Source organism: Nocardia sp. NPDC004068 (assembly GCF_042874315.1).
Taxonomy (GTDB): domain Bacteria; phylum Actinomycetota; class Actinomycetes; order Mycobacteriales; family Mycobacteriaceae; genus Nocardia.
Map to the genome: position 1 here is coordinate 1 of NZ_JBIAMW010000008.1, position 17,429 is coordinate 17,429.

At 68.2% G+C, this 17,429-nt stretch carries 18 protein-coding genes and 1 tRNA gene; 11 read left to right on the top strand and 8 right to left on the bottom strand.

The window, feature by feature from the left end:
* The first annotated feature begins 224 nt into the window (after positions 1-224).
* The 7 genes from ACFYTQ_RS20705 (at position 225) to ACFYTQ_RS20735 (ending at position 6,474) form a co-directional block, all read left to right on the top strand.
* Positions 225-974, top strand: a complete 750-nt coding sequence (locus ACFYTQ_RS20705) for a lytic transglycosylase domain-containing protein (protein WP_387363109.1) — start codon at positions 225-227, stop codon at positions 972-974.
* 175 nt (positions 975-1,149) lie between these two features.
* The gene (gene eno, locus ACFYTQ_RS20710; protein WP_387363112.1) at positions 1,150-2,439 is read left to right on the top strand and encodes a phosphopyruvate hydratase; all 1,290 of its coding nucleotides are present in this window, start codon (positions 1,150-1,152) and stop codon (positions 2,437-2,439) included.
* A gap of 48 nt (positions 2,440-2,487) precedes the next feature.
* Entirely contained in the window at positions 2,488-3,114 is a 627-nt protein-coding gene (locus ACFYTQ_RS20715) for a septum formation initiator family protein (RefSeq protein ID WP_387363115.1), read from the top strand.
* A complete protein-coding gene (locus tag ACFYTQ_RS20720; RefSeq protein WP_387363118.1) occupies positions 3,111-3,686 on the top strand; it encodes a DUF501 domain-containing protein in 576 nt (191 codons plus the stop codon). The genes ACFYTQ_RS20715 and ACFYTQ_RS20720 overlap by 4 nt, the downstream gene beginning before the upstream one ends.
* On the top strand, positions 3,679-4,626 hold the full coding sequence (locus tag ACFYTQ_RS20725; RefSeq protein WP_387363121.1) for an exopolyphosphatase: 948 nt from the start codon (positions 3,679-3,681) through the stop codon (positions 4,624-4,626). The genes ACFYTQ_RS20720 and ACFYTQ_RS20725 overlap by 8 nt, the downstream gene beginning before the upstream one ends.
* A 250-nt stretch (positions 4,627-4,876) precedes the next feature.
* A complete protein-coding gene (locus ACFYTQ_RS20730) occupies positions 4,877-6,343 on the top strand; it encodes a peptide MFS transporter (RefSeq protein WP_387363123.1) in 1,467 nt (488 codons plus the stop codon).
* Between the two features lie 57 nt (positions 6,344-6,400).
* Positions 6,401-6,474: transfer RNA gene (locus ACFYTQ_RS20735), tRNA-Leu, on the top strand.
* A gap of 170 nt (positions 6,475-6,644) precedes the next feature.
* Here ACFYTQ_RS20735 and ACFYTQ_RS20740 read toward each other — a convergent pair.
* Positions 6,645-7,055 carry a hypothetical protein gene (locus ACFYTQ_RS20740; protein ID WP_387363126.1) on the bottom strand — a complete coding sequence of 137 codons (411 nt, stop codon included), beginning with the start codon at positions 7,053-7,055 and terminating at the stop codon, positions 6,645-6,647.
* Between the two features lie 158 nt (positions 7,056-7,213).
* Here ACFYTQ_RS20740 and ACFYTQ_RS20745 point away from each other — a divergent pair, with 158 nt between their 5' ends.
* A complete protein-coding gene (locus ACFYTQ_RS20745; RefSeq protein WP_387363129.1) occupies positions 7,214-7,699 on the top strand; it encodes a flavodoxin family protein in 486 nt (161 codons plus the stop codon).
* Between the two features lie 23 nt (positions 7,700-7,722).
* Here the strand turns inward: ACFYTQ_RS20745 and ACFYTQ_RS20750 are convergent, their stop codons facing one another.
* Positions 7,723-9,117 (bottom strand): pentapeptide repeat-containing protein, encoded by a 1,395-nt coding sequence (locus tag ACFYTQ_RS20750; RefSeq protein WP_387363132.1) that lies wholly within the window; start codon positions 9,115-9,117, stop codon positions 7,723-7,725.
* A 243-nt stretch (positions 9,118-9,360) separates the two neighbouring features.
* On the opposite strand from ACFYTQ_RS20750, the gene ACFYTQ_RS20755 reads away from it, so the two are divergent.
* A complete protein-coding gene (locus tag ACFYTQ_RS20755; protein ID WP_387363135.1) occupies positions 9,361-9,786 on the top strand; it encodes a hypothetical protein in 426 nt (141 codons plus the stop codon).
* A gap of 78 nt (positions 9,787-9,864) precedes the next feature.
* Here ACFYTQ_RS20755 and ACFYTQ_RS20760 read toward each other — a convergent pair whose 3' ends face one another.
* The 5 genes from ACFYTQ_RS20760 to ACFYTQ_RS20780 all read right to left on the bottom strand — a co-directional run bounded on the left by ACFYTQ_RS20760 (position 9,865) and on the right by ACFYTQ_RS20780 (position 15,566).
* Positions 9,865-11,097, bottom strand: a complete 1,233-nt coding sequence (locus tag ACFYTQ_RS20760; protein WP_387363138.1) for a cytochrome P450 — start codon at positions 11,095-11,097, stop codon at positions 9,865-9,867.
* A gap of 14 nt (positions 11,098-11,111) precedes the next feature.
* Positions 11,112-12,395 (bottom strand): cytochrome P450, encoded by a 1,284-nt coding sequence (locus ACFYTQ_RS20765; protein ID WP_387363141.1) that lies wholly within the window; start codon positions 12,393-12,395, stop codon positions 11,112-11,114.
* A gap of 269 nt (positions 12,396-12,664) precedes the next feature.
* Entirely contained in the window at positions 12,665-14,281 is a 1,617-nt protein-coding gene (locus ACFYTQ_RS20770) for a carboxylesterase/lipase family protein (RefSeq protein ID WP_387363144.1), read from the bottom strand.
* Between the two features lie 100 nt (positions 14,282-14,381).
* Positions 14,382-14,852, bottom strand: a complete 471-nt coding sequence (locus tag ACFYTQ_RS20775) for a MarR family winged helix-turn-helix transcriptional regulator (RefSeq protein ID WP_387363147.1) — start codon at positions 14,850-14,852, stop codon at positions 14,382-14,384.
* A gap of 144 nt (positions 14,853-14,996) precedes the next feature.
* On the bottom strand, positions 14,997-15,566 hold the full coding sequence (locus tag ACFYTQ_RS20780; protein WP_387363150.1) for a TetR/AcrR family transcriptional regulator: 570 nt from the start codon (positions 15,564-15,566) through the stop codon (positions 14,997-14,999).
* An 86-nt stretch (positions 15,567-15,652) separates the two neighbouring features.
* Between ACFYTQ_RS20780 and ACFYTQ_RS20785 the strand changes: the two genes are divergently transcribed.
* Together ACFYTQ_RS20785 and ACFYTQ_RS20790 are read left to right on the top strand one after the other, a co-directional pair.
* On the top strand, positions 15,653-15,979 hold the full coding sequence (locus tag ACFYTQ_RS20785; RefSeq protein ID WP_387363153.1) for a hypothetical protein: 327 nt from the start codon (positions 15,653-15,655) through the stop codon (positions 15,977-15,979).
* Between the two features lie 86 nt (positions 15,980-16,065).
* Complete coding sequence (locus ACFYTQ_RS20790) at positions 16,066-16,479, top strand: hypothetical protein (RefSeq protein WP_387363156.1); 414 nt, start codon at positions 16,066-16,068, stop codon at positions 16,477-16,479.
* 100 nt (positions 16,480-16,579) lie between these two features.
* On the opposite strand, the gene ACFYTQ_RS20795 is transcribed toward ACFYTQ_RS20790, so the two are convergent.
* Positions 16,580-17,407, bottom strand: a complete 828-nt coding sequence (locus ACFYTQ_RS20795; protein WP_387363159.1) for an SDR family oxidoreductase — start codon at positions 17,405-17,407, stop codon at positions 16,580-16,582.
* Between the last annotated feature and the right edge of the window lie 22 nt (positions 17,408-17,429).

A 17,429-nucleotide genomic window follows, 5' to 3' on the forward strand; every position in this document is an offset into this window, starting at 1 on the left:
GCCTCGACTCCTCCGACACGATGATCCCTTCCGCTGAGACAAACCGCCCCAGCTTCTCCGATCACCATCCGACCCACAAGATCTCAGACAGTCCCGATCCGCACCCTCTGTAGAGCCGTGCAAGGGGTGCGGATTCGAATAAAGGGTGCGGCTGGGTTCGTGGTCCTGGGGATCGCTCGGGGTGGTTCAGCTGGGAAGGGGTGGGGAGGCTGGATGATGGGGGTGTGCGTTCGAGGAAGTTCAGGGCCTCTGCCGGGGTGGTGCGGGGCGGGGTGGTGCTCGTGGCCCTTGTGGTCGGGGTGGCGGGGTGTGGGATCGGGGAGAAGTTGCCGCCGATTCCCGAGGGGATTCCGCCGGGGCCGGGGACGGCGGTGCCGGTCATCGATCTCGACGCGCCCGGGCGGGCGGCCGAGCAGTTGCGGGATTGGGCGGGGGAGCAGGCGGGGGCGCTGCGGATTCCGGTGATCGCGTTGGAGGCGTACGGGTACGCCGCGGCGATCATGGCTCGCGCCCAACCGAATTGCGGGATCGCCTGGACCACGATCGCGGGCATCGCCGGGGTGGAGAGCAAACACGGCAGCCACGGCGGCTCCAGCCTCGACGCCGACGGCGAGGTGCGGCCACCGATCCGCGGCGTGCCCCTCGACGGATCCCCGGGCGTCGCAAGGATTCTCGACGAGACCGAGACCGCCCGCACCGGCGCCCCGGTCTACGTCCGCGCCGAAGGCCCCTTCCAATTCCTCCCCGAGACCTGGCAGCGCTTCGGCGTCGACGCCAACGGCGACGGCGTGGCCGACCCGGACAACATCGACGACGCCGCCCTCACCGCCGCCCGCTACCTGTGTGTCAGCGGCGGCGACCTGACCACGCCCGAGGGCTGGCAGCGAGCTCTGTTCACCTACAACCAGTCCCGCGACTACATGCTGAAGGTCCGCGATCACGCGGCCGCGTACAGCGTCGGCCGTCGCGCCTGAGAATTATTTTCGGCGCGTCACCGGCGCGTCTCCATGCAAGGGGTGCGGCTGGGATCTGGTCGAGGTACCCGCCCGCGCCCTGCGTTAGGCTCGCGGGTGCACGGGCTCGCCGTGCGACCTGCTCATGGACGGCGGTGAGCGGGACGGAGTCCACAGCCGAAGGAGTGTCGTTTTCGTGGCCATCATCGAACAGGTCGGAGCTCGCGAGATCCTGGATTCGCGCGGTAACCCCACCGTCGAGGTCGAGATCGCTCTCGACGACGGCACGCTGACCCGCGCGGCCGTGCCCTCCGGCGCGTCCACCGGCGAGCACGAGGCCGTGGAGTTGCGCGACGGCGGTGACCGCTACGGCGGCAAGGGCGTGCAGAAGGCCGTCGAGGGCGTCCTCGACGAGATCGCCCCGGCCATCATCGGTCTGGACGCGGTCGAGCAGCGCACCGTCGATCAGGTCCTGCTGGACCTCGACGGCACCCCCGACAAGTCCCGCCTCGGCGCGAACGCCCTGCTCGGCGCGTCGCTCGCGGTGGCCCGCGCCGCCGCCGAGTCCTCGGGTCTGGAACTGTTCCGCTACCTGGGCGGCCCCAACGCCCATGTGCTGCCGGTCCCGATGATGAACATCCTCAACGGCGGCGCCCACGCCGACACCAGCGTCGACGTCCAGGAATTCATGATCGCCCCGATCGGCGCGCCCACCTTCAAGGAGGCGCTGCGCTGGGGCGCGGAGGTCTACCACGCGCTCAAGGCCGAACTGAAGACCAAGGGCCTGGCCACCGGCCTCGGCGACGAGGGCGGTTTCGCCCCCGACCTCGCGGGCGGCACCCGCGAGGCGCTCGACCTGATCGCCGCCGCCATCGGCAAGGCGGGCTACAAACTCGGCACCGATGTCGCCCTGGCGCTCGACGTCGCCGCCACCGAGTTCTACACGGCCGGTTCGGGTTACAAGTTCGAGGGCGCGGACAAGACCGCCGCGCAGATGGCCGACTTCTACGCCGAACTGCTCTCGGCCTACCCGCTGGTCTCCATCGAGGATCCGCTGTCGGAGGACGACTGGGACGGCTGGGTCGCCCTCACCGATCAGCTCGGCGAGAAGGTCCAGCTCGTCGGCGACGACCTGTTCGTCACCAACCCCGAGCGCCTCGAGGACGGCATCGCCAAGGGCGCCGCCAACGCGCTGCTGGTCAAGGTCAACCAGATCGGCACCCTCACCGAGACCCTCGACGCGGTCGAGCTGGCCCATCGCAACGGCTACAAGACCATGATGAGCCACCGCTCCGGCGAGACCGAGGACACCACCATCGCCGACCTGGCGGTGGCGGTCGGCAGCGGCCAGATCAAGACCGGCGCCCCCGCCCGCAGCGAGCGCGTCGCCAAGTACAACCAGCTGCTGCGCATCGAGGACGCGCTGGGCGATTCGGCCCGCTACGCCGGGGACGTCGCGTTCCCGCGCTTCGTCGCCGAGGACTAGTAACGTCGTCGCGAGTCGATCAATCGGTACCGACTTTCGAGGTGTGAGATGACGGAGCGACGAGCGCGCGGAACCAGTCCGGCCGGACGTGGAGAACGCCGCTCGTCGCGGTCGTCCCGATCGCGCCCCGAACGCGCGGCCGGTGCGTCGGCCCCCGCGGCGCGCACCGCCGCGGGCAAGCGCGCGGTCCAGCGCCGCGACCGCAAGCCGGAAACCGCTGCGGCCAAGGCGAAGTCGAAGTCGCACGATCGGCACGACCGCAAGATCCTCGGCCTGTCCACCGGGCGGGCGGTGATCCTCGCGGCCGTGCTGTGCGCGCTCGCGCTCACCCTCGCGGTGCCGATGCGCACGTATTTCAGCCAGCGCGCCGAGGCCGCCCAGCTCACCCAGCAGCGCCACGAACTCGAGGACGATCTGGCGCGGCTGCGCGATCGCCGTGCCCAGCAACAGGATCCGGCCTACATCCGATCCGAGGCGCGCAACCGGTTGCGCCTGGTCATGCCGGGGGAGACGCCGTACATCGTGCAGGTGCCCGGCATCGAGCAACCCCCCGTCCCCGCCCAGATCGCGCCCCCGCGCAAACCGGACCCCTGGTACACCGAGCTGTGGCGCAGCGTGTCCACTCCCCAACCCGCACAACAGGTTTCGCCTACCCCCGAAGGAGCGCCCCGGTGACCCAGCCCGACACCCACTCGGCACGCGAGGGTGGGCAGCCGAGCGAGGCCGATCTCGAGATCGTCGCCCGTCAGCTCGGACGCCCGCCGCGTGGGGTGCTGGCCGTGGCCTACCGCACGCCCGACGGTCAGCCCGCCGTGGTGAAGACCGCACCGCGACTACCCGACGGCACCCCGTTCCCCACGCTGTACTACCTGACCGATCCCCGGCTGACCGCCGAGGCGAGCCGTCAGGAGGCCGCCGGACTCATGCGCGGCATGACCGAACGCCTCGCCGCCGATCCCGAACTGGCCGCGGCCTACCGCCGCGCGCACGAGGGCTATCTGGCCGAACGCGACGAAATCGAGTCGCTGGGCACCGATTTCAGCGGCGGCGGCATGCCCGATCGGGTGAAATGTCTGCACGTGCTGATGGCGCACGCCCTGGCCAAGGGCCCGGGGGTGAACCCGCTCGGCGACGAGGCGGTCGCCCTGGCCGCCGACACCGGACTGCGCGGCACCGCGATTCCCGCGGATTGGCCGAAATACGAACGGTACCAGCCACATTCGGCGGGAGAGGAACGCGATGAGTAACCGGGTGGCCGCGGTCGACTGCGGCACGAATTCGATTCGACTGCTGATCGCGGACGTCGACGCCGACGGCCGCCTCGCCGACGTGCACCGCGAGATGCGCATCGTGCGTCTCGGCCAGGGCGTCGACGCGACCGGCGTGCTCAATCCCGAGGCCATCGAGCGGACCCGCGTCGCCCTGCACGACTACGTCGACCTCATGCGCGACAACGAGGTCACCCGCGTGCGCATGGTCGCCACCTCCGCCACCCGCGACGCGAGCAACCGCGACGACTTCTTCACCATGGCCGCCGCCGAACTGGGCCGCGTCGTGCCCGGCGCGACGGCCGAGGTGATCACCGGCGACGAGGAGGCCCGGCTGTCGTTCGCGGGGGCGGTCGGTGAACTCGCCGACGACGAGGGACCGTTCGTCGTGGTCGATCTCGGCGGCGGCTCCACCGAGGTCGTGCTCGGCGACGCGACCGGCGTGACCGCGGCCTACTCCGCCGACATCGGCTGCGTCCGCATCACCGAGCGCTGCCTGCACGGTAATCCGCCCACCCCCGAGGAGGTCGCCTCGGCCCGGTTCTTCGCCTCGCAGCGGCTGGCGCAGGCGTTCGGCACGGTTCCGGTCGGCCGCGCGCGCACCTGGGTCGGCGTGGCCGGGACCATGACCACCATCGCCGCCGTCGCGCTCGATCTACCCGAATACGATTCGGAGAAGGTGCATCTCACCCGACTGCCGCTGGACGAGTTGCGCACGGTGTGCCATCGCCTGATCGGCATGAACCACGACGAGCGCGCCGCGCTGGGCCCGATGCATCCCGGCCGCGTCGACGTCATCGGCGGCGGGGCCGTGATCACCGAGGTGCTCGCCGACGAACTCGCCCGGCGCGCGGGCATTTCCGAGTTGATCGTCAGCGAGCACGACATCCTCGACGGGATCGCGCTCTCGACGCTGTAGACACACCTGTTCGAGGACGCGTCCGCGCTCCGGTGCGCGGTAGTGCACGGTGCCAAGGCGGCTCGCCCGCACTTGTGCACATTGTGAGCAAATTGCTCGAGCGTCCAACAATCTGACCGGAATTCGCTTCCTCGACAGACATATCCCGCTACTCTGCTGGCCGCGGCGATCCACACCCGGATCGCCCGGAGTTCAGGCGACCACAACCCCGGTTGCTGAAAGATTGCGATGGCATGGAAAGGTCGAGCGCATGACGGAAGGGGCCCACCTCGAACAGGGGCGCACCGAGCGGACGCTGTTCGGGCATCCGATCGGGCTGGTGAACCTGTTCGGCGTCGAGCTGTGGGAGCGGTTCTCCTTCTACGGCATGCTCACGATCCTGGGCTACTACCTGTACTACTCGCTGGCCGAGGGCGGGCTGGGCCTGGAACAGTCCACGGCCACGGGCATTGTCGGCGCGTACGGCGGTCTGGTGTACCTGTCGACGGTGCTGGGCGGCTGGGTCGCCGACCGCCTGCTCGGCATGGAACGCACGGTGTTCTACGGCGGCGTGGTCGTGGTGGCCGGACACATCGCGCTGGCGATCCTGCCCGGACTCACCGGTGTCGGGGTGGGCCTGGTGCTGGTGGCGCTGGGCAGCGGCGCGCTCAAGGCGAACGCCTCCTCGTTGCTGGGCACGCTCTACGAGAAGGGTGACGCGCGGGCGGACGGCGGTTTCACGCTGTTCTATCTCGGCATCAACCTCGGCGCGTTCGTCGGGCCGCTGATCACCGGTGTGCTGCAACGGGATATCGGATTCCACTGGGGTTTCGGCGCGGCCGCGGTCGGGATGACGCTGGGTCTCGCGCAGTACGTGGTGTTTCGGCGCAACCTCGGCACGCACGGGCGGGAGGTTCCGAACCCGTTGCGGCCCAACGAGATCGGCCGCTCGGTCGGGTTCGTGGTCGTGCTGCTCGTCGTGGTGGTGATCGCGATCGCGACGAGACTGCTCACCCTGGGCAACCTGTCGTGGGTGACCACCGGCGTCATCGCGGTCGCCTCGATCGCCTACTTCGCGGTCATGCTGACCCATCCGCGGGTGACCCCGCTCGAGCGCACCCGGGTCCGCGCGTTCATTCCGCTGTTCGTCGCCAACGCCGTGTTCTGGTCGCTGTTCCAGCAGATCTTCACCGTGCTCGCGGTCTACTCCGACGAACGCATGAACTGGTCGCTGCTCGGCTGGACCGCCCCCTCGAACTGGATCGGCTCCGAGGAACCCGTCTGGATCATCGCGCTGTCACCCCTGTTCGCGATGATGTGGACCCGCCTCGGCACCCGCGCCCCCAGCACCCCGCACAAGTTCGCCTACGGCGTCATGGGCATGGGCGCGTCATTCCTGCTGTTCGTCCCGCTCGCGGGTTTCGACGGCAAAACCGTACCCGCCCTGCTGGTCTTCCTGATCCTCGGCGGCTTCGCCGTCTCCGAACTCCTGCTGTCCCCCATCGGCCTGGCCGTCACCACCCAACTCGCCCCCCGAGCCTTCCGAGCCCAGATGATGGCCCTCTACTTCTTCTCGGTAGGCCTCGGCACCGCCCTCTCCGGCGTCCTGGCCCGCTTCTACACCCCCGACGCCGAGATCCCCTACTTCGCCCTGACCGGCCTGGTAGCCATAGCCATCGGCCTCCTGACCCACACCCAGGCCCCTAAGATCACCGCCCTCATGAGAGGAGTCCACTGATCAAGTCCTCAAACAATTCCGAGACGCCCGTACAAATCCGTTAGGCTGACCCGGCACGCCCCCGTAGCCCAATTGGCAGAGGCAGCGGACTTAAAATCCGTACAGTGTGGGTTCGATCCCCACCGGGGGCACGTACTGCATCTACACATCCCGTTCCTGCCGTGGTGATGGCCACCTGGTCTTCGTCGTGCATCCGGACGAGCAAAGACATCGACGACACCTCGCGCAGGCCCAGGCCGACACAACCGGCCACCCCTGCGACAGCGAGAACCAGCAAGGTGTCCGGCAATCGAGCTGCGGCCTACAGCAATTCGGGTGCGAGATAGGTAGCCGCCAGGGTGACGAAAGTCTCGGCCTCCTCCTTCGATACGGCGTATTGGTAGGTGACGCGGCGGGCCACGAAGACTCGTTGCGGGCCGCGGTCGCTGTTGGGATGGGCGGCGATTTCGGTTCGCAGGTCGGCGACGACGGCTTTGGCGAGGTCCACGCTTTCTCGCCGGTATTTCCACGCCATGACGCGGAGTTGGCCGTCGTAGGAGTCGAGCCCGTCGAGGAACTGTTTCTCCTGGGCGGTGTACTGCTGGATGCGCGGAATTCGGTCGCCGTAGACATTGAGGGTCAGGCCCGCGGAGAAGCCGAGGGAAGCGCCGAAGAGGCAGGCCGCCGAGGCGATGAGGAAGAGGCGACGGGTAGCTGGTGAGGCTTTGATCACCTATCGAATTGTATTGCGTGACAGCGGGTGTCGAAGTCGAGTGTGTTACACGCAGATCCAGTACGCGCCGCGCCCGGGGGCACATCCTTCTTCAGCCTGTGTCACAGCTCACCCCCTCGACCTGTCACACCTCCGCCCCGACCGGAGTCTCCATGCTCATGGAAACGACTGAGCAACCACAGACTTCGGCCGTGATCGTGTGCGCGTCGGTGTCCCATGGCAATACCGCGCGGATCGCCGAGGCGATCGGGCAGGAACTCGACGCCGTGATCGTGGCTCCCGAGGAGGTCGATCCGAAGGATTTGGCGGCGGCGACGTTGGTCGGTTTCGGCTCGGGGATTTTCGATCTGGACTTTCATCCCACGCTCCGGCGGTTGGTGGCCGCGCTACCACAGCGGGAGGACGGTAAGGCATTCGTCTTCGCCACCAGTGGATTTCCCGAGCCGCCCTATCGTCGATACCTCCGGCGCATGTCAACCTCGCTGGAGGAGAAGGGATTCGAGGTCATCGGTACGTTCGACTGCCGCGGTTTCGATACCTGGCTTCCGTTCCGGCTGGTCGGGGGTCGGTATCGGGGTCGGCCGGGGCCGTCGGATCTCGAGGCGGCACACGCCTTCGCGAAGGGGCTGCGCGATCGGGTTTGACGGACAGTATTCCGGCCCTCTGCTCACCTTACGGGCGCGGCGAACGTTTCCGTCGCGGGTAGCCAGTTGTCCGGCTTGACGTTGCGCGGTTTTCGGGAGAGGTCCGTGGACCAGTCGAAGACCGGCTCCGGGGGACCCCACTGCCTCGGATTGGCGAATGAGACGAGCTCGGTTCCGAAATCCACGTTCTCGAAGGAGGTGGGTCCCGAGAAGGAGGTGTGGCCGAACCAGGCGTCGGCGGCGAACCTCGCACCCCCGAACCTGGTGGGGCCGGTGAATCGGGCGTCGCTGAACCAGGCGGTGCTGGAGAACGTCGTCCCGCCGAACCTGGTGGTATCAGCGAATCTCGTATCGCCGTACCAGGCGTCGCCGTAGTACGTCACGCCGCTGAATTCGGCCGGGCCGGAGAATGTCGTCCCGCCGAATCCGGCTGTGCCGGAGAATCTCGCGTCGCTGAATCCGGCCGTATCGCCGAATGTAGCCTCGGTGAACCACGCGGCGCTGCTGAACTTCGTGTGGCTGAACCTCGCGGTGTCCGAGAATGTGGCGCCGTCGAACCTGGCGGCGTCGAGGAACGTCGCGCGGTCGAAATCGGCGTCGCTGGAGAATGTCACACCGTCGAACCAGGCTGTGCCGGAGAACGTCGCACCGCTGAACCCGGCCGTGCCGGTGAATCTGGCGTTGCTGAACCGGGCCGTACCGGAGAAGATCGACGTACCGAAGTAGGCGTCTTCGAGGTAAGCGGCGCGGAAGTCGAAATCACAAGCCGACCAACTGAATTCAGCGGTCGGTCGCACTCGAGCGGCAATGACACGAACGATGGCCGTCCGTACCTCGCGGTCGTTCTGGCGGAATTCGAAATAGTCCTCGTGCTCACCTACGCCGCCGCGACCGCGCCTTCTTCGGACACTTTTGCTCTGGTGGTTGCCACCGAGGTCGGGTGCGTAGGGCAGGCGGAGATACCCGCACAATACGTCGATGCACTGCTGACGGCGCAGCCTACGGGATTCGTCGGCCACACCGGCCATCGCATATACGCCGGCGATGCGTACGGCCACATCGGTAGCGCCGAGTTGCGCCGCCGCGGCGCCGAACCGTTCGACGAACCGGCCTTGTTCCAGATCGCGTTGGCGGCGATACGCGACGACCAGCGCGACGACGCCGCCGACACCGGCGACAATGGTTAGCGACAACTTCGTGATGTCGATCGGCGCGGCGGGAGCAGTGCTGGTAGCGATGAATCGACGCAGCACCCACTCCATACCGACTGCCAGAAGGACGCCGACCACCAGTGCCGTGGCAATCGACCAGAACAGGCCGATATCCGCGAGCCCGCGCGCGTTTCCCTTGGCGATCGCCGTCGTCCGTCGTGCCGCCCGTATCGCCGAATGCTGGACCCAGCGCATGCTCCCCGTCACGCCTCGATTCTCGCGAAAAGACCGACAGCTCACCGGCATACATAGTAAACCTCACGACTACTGCGATCTCGCCACGACCGTTGAACCCGAAGGGGTTGCGGAATCGGTTTCGACGGTCGTCGGTACCGACCCGGCCAAATAGGCTATTCCGGACCCAAACCATTTGCCCCTCACCGCCACCCGTCCCCAGTCACTCCCCGCAACGAATAGCCATGGACCATTCACCCAACTGGAAGGACCAAGATGCAACGGCTCGGAAATGTGGTGCCCCGCATGATGGCGGTCGGATCGCTCACCGCGCTCGTGCTCGGCGGGGGTATGGCCGGGGTCGGCGTCGCGAACGCGCGGCCGGATGCGGAGTTGTCGATCGGGAAGGTCGAGGTCAGCGAGGATTCGGCGAAGGTCGAGGTGAAGTACAGCTGCTCGAAGGACGACAAGGTCGTCTATCTCGCCGCCGGTGTGCTGCAGGCGAATCCGAGTCCGGACGAGGCCGCGGGGGAGAAGGTGCAGGAGGCCGAATGCGACGGAAAGGCCAAGATGGTCACCGTCGAGGTCGCGGCGGGACAGGGCAAATTCGACAAATCCAAGCCCGCTCTCGTGGCCGCCGGTCTGCTCGATGAGAAGGGTGAGTCGGTGAAGGCGGCCACGACGCATTACAAGCCCGAGTAATCGCGTCCTGCTGTCCGCGACGATGGACAGGCCCGGGACGCGGCACGAAAGCTCCCGCGCCCCGGGCCTTTTCCCGTCTCAGGCTTCCAGCAATACCGGCAATCGCCCGTGACCGTTGGAGATGAAACTGGGCACGGTCCCCAAATCGTCGGTCGCCAAACGCATTCCGGGGAATCGCGCGAAGATCGCCGACAGCGCGATATCGGCCTCCAACCGGGCCAGCGCGGCCCCGAGGCACAAATGCTTTCCCCACCCGAAGGCCAAGTGGTCCTTCTCCTTTCGGGTGATGTCGAACTCCTCGGCCGTCGGCCCGTACACCTTCGGATCCCGGTTGGCCGCCGCGTAGGAGGCGAGAATGGCCTCGCCCGCGGCGATCCGGACGGTCCCGGCCGCGGTCTCGAGATCGATGTCCTCGACCGCGTAGCGCAGCGGCAGATGCGCGACGGGCGCCTCGAACCGCAGCGCCTCCTCCACCAGCTCCCGCCACTCGATCGCGCCCGACTCCAGCGCGGCGCGCTGCTCGGGATGGGTCAGCAGCAGGTAGATCGCCTGGTCGAGCAGGTTGACCGTGGTCTCGTGCCCGGCGCTGATGACCAGCAGCAGGGTGTCGACCAACTCCTGCTCGCTGAGCCGCGAACCGTCCTCCTCGTCGCGGTGACCGATCAGGACGCTGGTCATGTCGTCGCCGGGATGCTCCCGCCGATACGCGACCAGTTCACGCAGAATCCGTTGCATCTCCAGGTAATTCGCCCCGGCCTGCTCCGGCGTCAGCGACGTGTCGAAGATGCCGTCCACACAGGTCCGCAGCCCCGGCCCCAAATTCTCGGGCACGCCCATGAGTTCGGAGATGACCCGGATGGGCAGCGGATAGCAGTACCCCTCTCGCAGGTCGACCGGCTCCCCGGCCGGTGTCTCGGCCAGCCGGTCGAGCAGATCGGCGGCGATGGCCTCGACCCGCGGCCGCATCGCCTCGGTCCGGCGCGGCGAGAACGCGGGCCGCACCAGTTTCCGTAGCCGAGTGTGGTCGTCCCCGTACGCGGTGAACATATTGTTGACCGCCACCCAGGTGTACAGCGGCCAGCTCTGCCCGACCTCCTCCTTGATGAAGGCGGGCCAGTGCTGCCGGGCGTCCTTGGAGACCCGCGGGTCGAGGAGCAGACCGCGCAGAATCTGTTGATCGGTGATCGACCAGGCCGGCACGCCCTCGGGTAACAGCACCGGGACGACGGGCCCGCGCTCGCGCAGGGCCGCGGACTCGCCCTGGATGTCGGCGCCCGCGACGTCCAGTGTCAACGCGTCGGTGTGCTCCATGTGTATCTCCTCATCTAGACATGCAACGGTGGAGATTTCGGGAAGGTGACCGGCAGCTCGGTCAGGGCCCGGTGGAACGGCCCTGGGCGCCAGACCAATTCGTCGGTCCGGACCGCCAACTGCATGTCGGGAAGAGCGTCGAGGAGCTGATCGACGGCGTCCTGGGCGATCTGGAGTCCCTCCTTGCGGGCGGGGCAGTGATGCTCGCCCGCCGAGAACGCCAGATGCGAGCGATTGCCGCGCACACTCAGCGCGCGGGCCTCCGGATCGCGGTTGCACGCCGCCATACTGATCACCACCGGTTCGTGTGCGGGTAGCCAGGTGTCGTCGATGACGACGGGCTGCCGCGGATAGGTGACGCAGTAGTTCGCCAGTGGTGGATTGGTGAACAGCACCTCGTCCAGCGCGTCCAGCGTGGACAGGCTGCCATCGAGGAGGTTGCCCGCGAACCGCTCGTCGGTGAGCATGAGCAACAGCGTGTTGCTGATCAGATGCACCTGCGGTTCGCTGCCGCCGCCGTGCAGGGTGACCAGTTGATGCGCGATCTCCTCGTCGGTGAGGTTGTTGCGGTGATCGATGAGCCGCGAGGTGATGTCCTGGCCCGGCGACTCCCGTTTGCGCGCGATGTGTTCGAACAGCGCGCCCATCAGCAGCCGGTTGCCCTCGTCGGCGTCACCGGCCGCGTCGAAGATGGCCGCCATCCCCTCGCCGACCTTCTGCAGGGTGTCGGTCTCGAAGCCCAGCAGATGGCCCAGCACCTGGTACACCAGCGGATAGATGTACTGGCCCAGCAGGTCGACGCGCACCATCGCCTCGCCCTCGACGCCGGTGCAGAAGCCGTTGATCAGATCGATGGCGATGCGTTCGATGGCGCGGTGCATCGCGTGCTTGTCCGCGCCGTCGATCGCGTCGCGGTTCGCCTCACCGTAACGGGCATGTGCCAGACCGGAATTGCGCAGCGCGTTGGGCCGCCACTCCAGCATCGGCAGCAACGGGTGACCGGCGGGCAGGCTGCGCTGCCAGATGCGCGGGTCGGCCGGAAAACGGTCGGGATCGTGCAGGATCCGCACCGCGGTGCGATAGCTCAGCACCAGCGTCGCGGGCACCCCCGGGGCGAGTTCGACGGGCGCGAGGGAACCGTACTTGTCCCGTAGCATCTCGCACGCGCCGTGCGGATCGTCGGCGAATGCCTGGTCGTACATCGGAAAACCCGGTTCGCCGCGATCGAACGGCGATTGCCGGATCACCGTGGTGTCGTCGTTCACCGCGGCGGCGGTCGGCCAATGCGACTCGGTCACAGTTGATCTCCAAACTGTCGACGGATCGCTGCGATGAAACCCGTTGAGCAGCAGCCATTCCGTCGTCGTACTACATCGAATACGTTGCGACTCAGGATGTTTCGGGCAATGCTGCCACACGGTACCGCCCCGCGCGAGCGCGCGCGGCTCCGGTCCACGCAAATCCCCCATTCGGTCCCAACGCTCCGAAAGGAACTTAACCGACACCACCAGCCGATGTACGGCGAACGGCGGCAAATCTACCCCGAACCAGTAGGGGGTGTACCGATCTACCCGATATGTCCGATCTCCGACCACAGATCGCAGTGATGCTGACCCTCGAAACCGTCGCCGACGAGGACGCGGTCACCGCTCAGTTCGAGGGTGCGGTCGGGTTCGGCGGGCCACGGGGTGAAGGCGGGCGTCTCGGGATCGCCGGTGTAGGCGAATCGGGCCCAGCTCTGCTGGATACGGCGGGAGAGCTGATCGGCTACGGGTGGAAGCGGGTAGGGCAGGCCGACGCCGCCGGAGAAGACGTACAGCACGTCGGCCGCGTGAAAGGCGCCGGGCAGCACCGGGTTCTGGCCCAAGGGCGCGTCGTCGAACTGGTACTGCCAGACCCGTCCACCGCCGTGGCGCGCGGCCCGGGACACGAACAGGGACGGGCAGGCGAAGAATCCGTCGGTGATCACCTGTCGCTTGGCCTCGGTGGCGGATGCGAAGGCCGACAGCGGGTATCGGTCGAGGACACGATCGGTATCGGCGCCGAATTCCGTGCGCAGCCAGGCCAGGTAGTCGCTGTCGGTCGGAACGGCGCCGCGGGTGTAGTCCAGCAGGGCGATGAATGTCGCGCCCTCGTTGGTATTGCTGCCGGTGATCAGGGGGATGTCGCGGGCGGCGCCGTTCGCGAGGGCCGTCTCGGGGTCGGTGGTGAGCACGACGCCGTCGAGAATCGGCGTCCAGGTGACGTTCATCGACATGAGCGAGGTGGTGGGGGAGTCCAGCAGGCGGCCTACCGGCAAGGCACGAAGGCATGCCGAACGGCTTGCGGGATCGGCACATCCGAGCGCGGCCGCGTAGTCGGCCGAGCGCTGGTAGGCGACCTCCTTGCTCGGCGGTGCGAGCGGACTACGGGCGCAGGAGCCACTTTGGACGATCGCCTTGGCGTAGAGGCCGCGGGCCAGCGGGGAGGCGAGCTGGGTGCACACGCTCATGCCGCCCGCCGACTCGCCGAACAGCGTGACATTGTCCGGGTCGCCGCCGAACGCCGCCGCGTTGTCCCGGATCCAGTGCAGCGCGGCCTGCTGATCGAGGGTGCCGTAGGTGCCGGTCGCGCCGCCGTCGGCGTCGGCGAGTTCGGGCAGCGCCAGGAAGCCGAACGGCCCGACGCGGTAGTTGGGGATGGCGACGATGACCTGCCCGTCGCGCACGAGCCGTGCGGGCGAGTCGTATTGGGAGTTCGCGCCGAGGACGAACGCGCCGCCGTAGAGCCACACCATCACCGGCAGTTTGGCGTCGGCGGGATGGTCGGGGACGTAGACGTCGATGTTCAGGCAATCCTCGCTCGACGGCCACAGCGGCGCGCCGGTCGGCAGGGTGGGGGCCTGCGGACAGGCCGGGCCGTGCTCGACGGCCGGACGGGTTCCGGTCCAGGCGGGAGCGGGTCGTGGTGGCGCGAAACGGTTTTCGCCCGCGGTCGACGCCCCGAAGGGCACGCCGAGATACTGGACGATACCGTCGGCGCGCCGCCCGCTGATCTCGCCACCGCTCACGGTCGTCACCGGCGCGTCGCCGGGGGCCGCGCCGACGGTCGCGGGCACGGCCGCCGTGAGCAGGCCGAGGATCACGACGAGGGACCACAGCCAGGCCGAAGGTCGCCGACGCGCTGCCGGAATGGAGACGCCCATGTCCCGCTCCTGCTTCTTTTGATGCAAAAGTATTAGGGCGAAAGGGTAGCGGCACACCGGCGTTCGAGCCATGGGTATCGGGTGACGAATTCGAGCGATGTCACTTTTCGGCCAGCGCGGCCAGCAGGCGTCGCAGGGCGGGCAGGGCGTCCTCGATGGCTCGCCGGTCCGCGGCGGGCAGGTCGCCGAGGACCTCGCGCAGCATGGCCGAACTGGCCCGGTCGTAGCGCGCGAGGAGATCGCGGGCACGCGGCGAGGCGACGAGCAGCGCTCCCCGACCGTCCGAGGGGAGGGGGCGCCGCTCGATCAGTCCCGCGGTGGTCATGGCCCGCACGAGATTGCTGATCGTCGACTGCGCCACCTTCAATTCGCTGGACGCGCGGCTCGGCGGCAGGCCGTCGGTGGCGACGAGCAGCCGCAGCAATTCGATCTGCGCCTCCGGCAGATCCGGCAGATCCGCGGCGGCCCGGGTCTGTCGGAGCACCGCCCGGCGCAGCGGGCCGAGCAGCGCGCTGAGCTGGGCCTCGGGCGAGGTCGCCCGGGTCGGGACCGGATCGGCTGGCGCGTTCACGCTCCCATTCTGCCCGCGTCGATGCGTGGAATCCGTCGCCGCCCGGCTTGACGGTCTCGTCGGCGGGGATGGTCGGCCGCTGGCCCGCGATATCGACAATGGTCCTCCACCGCAACGACTTTCGCCTCGTGGCCGAACGTTCGGTCAGGCATCGTCGGAACGTATTGAGCCGTAAGCGATTTCGTGGAACGCCCCCCGCAGCAACGCCGTCACCCGTTCCGGTTCGGCATCGGCCACTCCGTCCAGGCGCAGCAGGTGGCGGGCGATGACCGCGCCGATGGTGACCGCGCCGAGGAGTCCGGCGCGCAGGTCCGCGTCGTCGGGCGCGAGGTGGCCCGCGGCTTGGCGCTGCCGGGCGACCATGCCCGAGCGGACCTCGCTCAGGGCGTCGGGGTGGGTGAACATGGAGCGCAGCGCCGCGAGCGCCTCGGTGGGTTCGTCGGCGAGTTTGTGTTCGAGTGCGGTCAGCAGTTGTTCGGCCGCCTGCTCGGGGGTTCCGGTCACGTGGTCGTCGTCGCCGAACGCCGCCGCGCGGGCGAACAGGTCGTCCTTGGAGCCGAAATAGCGCATGACGAGCCCCGGGTCGGCGTCGGCCTCGGCGGCGATCGCGCGGATGGTCGCTCGGTCGTAGCCGAGTTCGGCGAACAGCTTCCGGGCCGCGGTCAGAATGCGGGCCTCGGTGCGATTACGTTGCTCGGCGCGACGGGAACTCATCCGGTCAGTCTACGCGCGTTGACTGGGTGGGCGGCGAGGTGTTAGCTTCGGTCTACGCTTGTTGACCGAGAGTGAGGGTGATCGCCGTGTGGCATACGATCCTGCTGTCCGCCCTGGCCGGGCTCATGGGGGCCAATGCCGTGCCGCATTTCGTGAAAGGCATGGTGGGCGAGCCGTTTCCGAATGTCTGGGGCAATGATCCGCTGCGCAATGCGGTCGCGGGGGTTCTCGGGCTCGCGCTCGCCGCCGGGTTCGGGGTGTGGGCCGGGCTGCCGGATCATCCGGTCGCGGGGAGCGTGAGCGGTCTGGCGGGGGCCTTGCTCATGGCCGTGTTCCACGGGCGGCGGGGGGCGTTCCGGCTGAACTCCCGGCTCGGACTGCCCACTCCGCCGGGTCCGGAACCGATCGCCTGATTGCGGACCGGGCGGTCGCCTCGCGTGCCATGATGTGGGATAGCTGATCGTTCGCCTGATCGGGTACTCGCGAAGGAGTCTCGCTCATGACACACGCATCACGACCCGGAGCACGAAACGCGGTCGCCGCCGGGGTCTCGCTCGGCGCGGCGGTCCTGCTCATCACCGTCGGGGTCCTGTCCATTCTGGAGGGCATCTCCGCGGTGGCCTCCGACCAGTTGTTCGTGGCCGGCGCCGACTATCTGTACGAACTCGACGTCACCGGCTGGGGCTGGATCCACATCGTTCTCGGCATCCTGCTCATCGTCGCCGCCATCGGCCTCGCCACCGGCACCACCTGGGGCCGCGTCGCCGCCATGACCCTGGCCGCCCTGTCCATCGTCGGCAACTTCCTCTGGCTCCCCTACTACCCCTGGTGGTCCATCCTCGTCATAGCCCTCGACATAGTCGTCATCTGGGCCATCGCCACCTGGAACCCCGACAAGACCCCCACCCCCTAACGCAACCCAGCCGCACCCTTTATTCGGATCCGCACCCCTTTCAGAGCTATGGAAGGGGTGCGGATTCGAATAAAGGGTGCGGCTGGGGTTGGTGGACCTTTCAAGGGGTGCGCCATTTGTGGGTGTCGAGGGTGCTGCTGGCTTGGGGGCCCATGAGGAGCATGCCGCCGTCGACGACGTAGGAGGCGCCGGTGATGTAGCTGGCGGCGGGGGTGGTGAGGAAGGCTACGACGGCGGCGACCTCCTTGGCGTGGCCGGGGCGGCCGAGGGGGATGCCGGGGCGGGATTCGGTGCGGGGGTCGGTGTCCTCTTGGCTGGTCATGGGGGTCGAGATCTCGCCTGGCGCAACGGAATTCACGGTGATGTCGTGTTCGGCCAGTTCGAGGGCGAGCACCTTGGTGAGGGCGCCCAGACCGGCCTTGGCGGCGCAGTAGGGGGCCGAGCCCACGCGGGGCGCGTGCTCGTGGACGCTGGTGATATTGACGATCCGGCCGCCCCGCCCGGCGTCGATCATGCGCCGGGCCGCGCGCTGCGAACAGAGGAACGCGCCGTCCAGATCGACCGACAGCACCTGCCGCCAGGTGTCGAAATCCATATCCATCGCCTTCTGCGCCGAGCCGGTGCCCGCGCAGTTGACCAGGACATCGATGCCACCGAGCTCGTCGGCCAGCTCGTCGACGACGGCCGCGGCGGTGGGCGGATCGGTGAGATCGAGGTGCCGGATCGCCGCGCGGACGCCCTGTTCGCGCACCTGATCCGCGGTGCGCTGGGCGCCGGTCTCGTCCTGGTGGAAGGTGATTCCGACGTCGACGCCGCCGCCCGCGAGGGCCACCGCGATCGCCGCGCCGATGCCGGAATCGGATCCGGTCACCACGGCCCGCATCGGCGCGCCGGTCCGGTCTTGCGGGAGAGGAGCGGAAGCAACCATGCTCGACGGCTACCCGGCCAAG

Coding starts and splice junctions, on each gene's coding strand:
- ACFYTQ_RS20715 (WP_387363115.1), top strand. CDS start 2,488: ATGACGGAGCGACGAGCGCGCGGAACCAGTCCGGCCGGACGTGGAGAA.
- ACFYTQ_RS20725 (WP_387363121.1), top strand. CDS start 3,679: ATGAGTAACCGGGTGGCCGCGGTCGACTGCGGCACGAATTCGATTCGA.
- ACFYTQ_RS20730 (WP_387363123.1), top strand. CDS start 4,877: ATGACGGAAGGGGCCCACCTCGAACAGGGGCGCACCGAGCGGACGCTG.
- ACFYTQ_RS20745 (WP_387363129.1), top strand. CDS start 7,214: ATGGAAACGACTGAGCAACCACAGACTTCGGCCGTGATCGTGTGCGCG.
- ACFYTQ_RS20755 (WP_387363135.1), top strand. CDS start 9,361: ATGCAACGGCTCGGAAATGTGGTGCCCCGCATGATGGCGGTCGGATCG.
- ACFYTQ_RS20760 (WP_387363138.1), bottom strand. CDS start 11,097: ATGGAGCACACCGACGCGTTGACACTGGACGTCGCGGGCGCCGACATC.
- ACFYTQ_RS20770 (WP_387363144.1), bottom strand. CDS start 14,281: ATGGGCGTCTCCATTCCGGCAGCGCGTCGGCGACCTTCGGCCTGGCTG.
- ACFYTQ_RS20780 (WP_387363150.1), bottom strand. CDS start 15,566: ATGAGTTCCCGTCGCGCCGAGCAACGTAATCGCACCGAGGCCCGCATT.
- ACFYTQ_RS20790 (WP_387363156.1), top strand. CDS start 16,066: ATGACACACGCATCACGACCCGGAGCACGAAACGCGGTCGCCGCCGGG.
- ACFYTQ_RS20795 (WP_387363159.1), bottom strand. CDS start 17,407: ATGGTTGCTTCCGCTCCTCTCCCGCAAGACCGGACCGGCGCGCCGATG.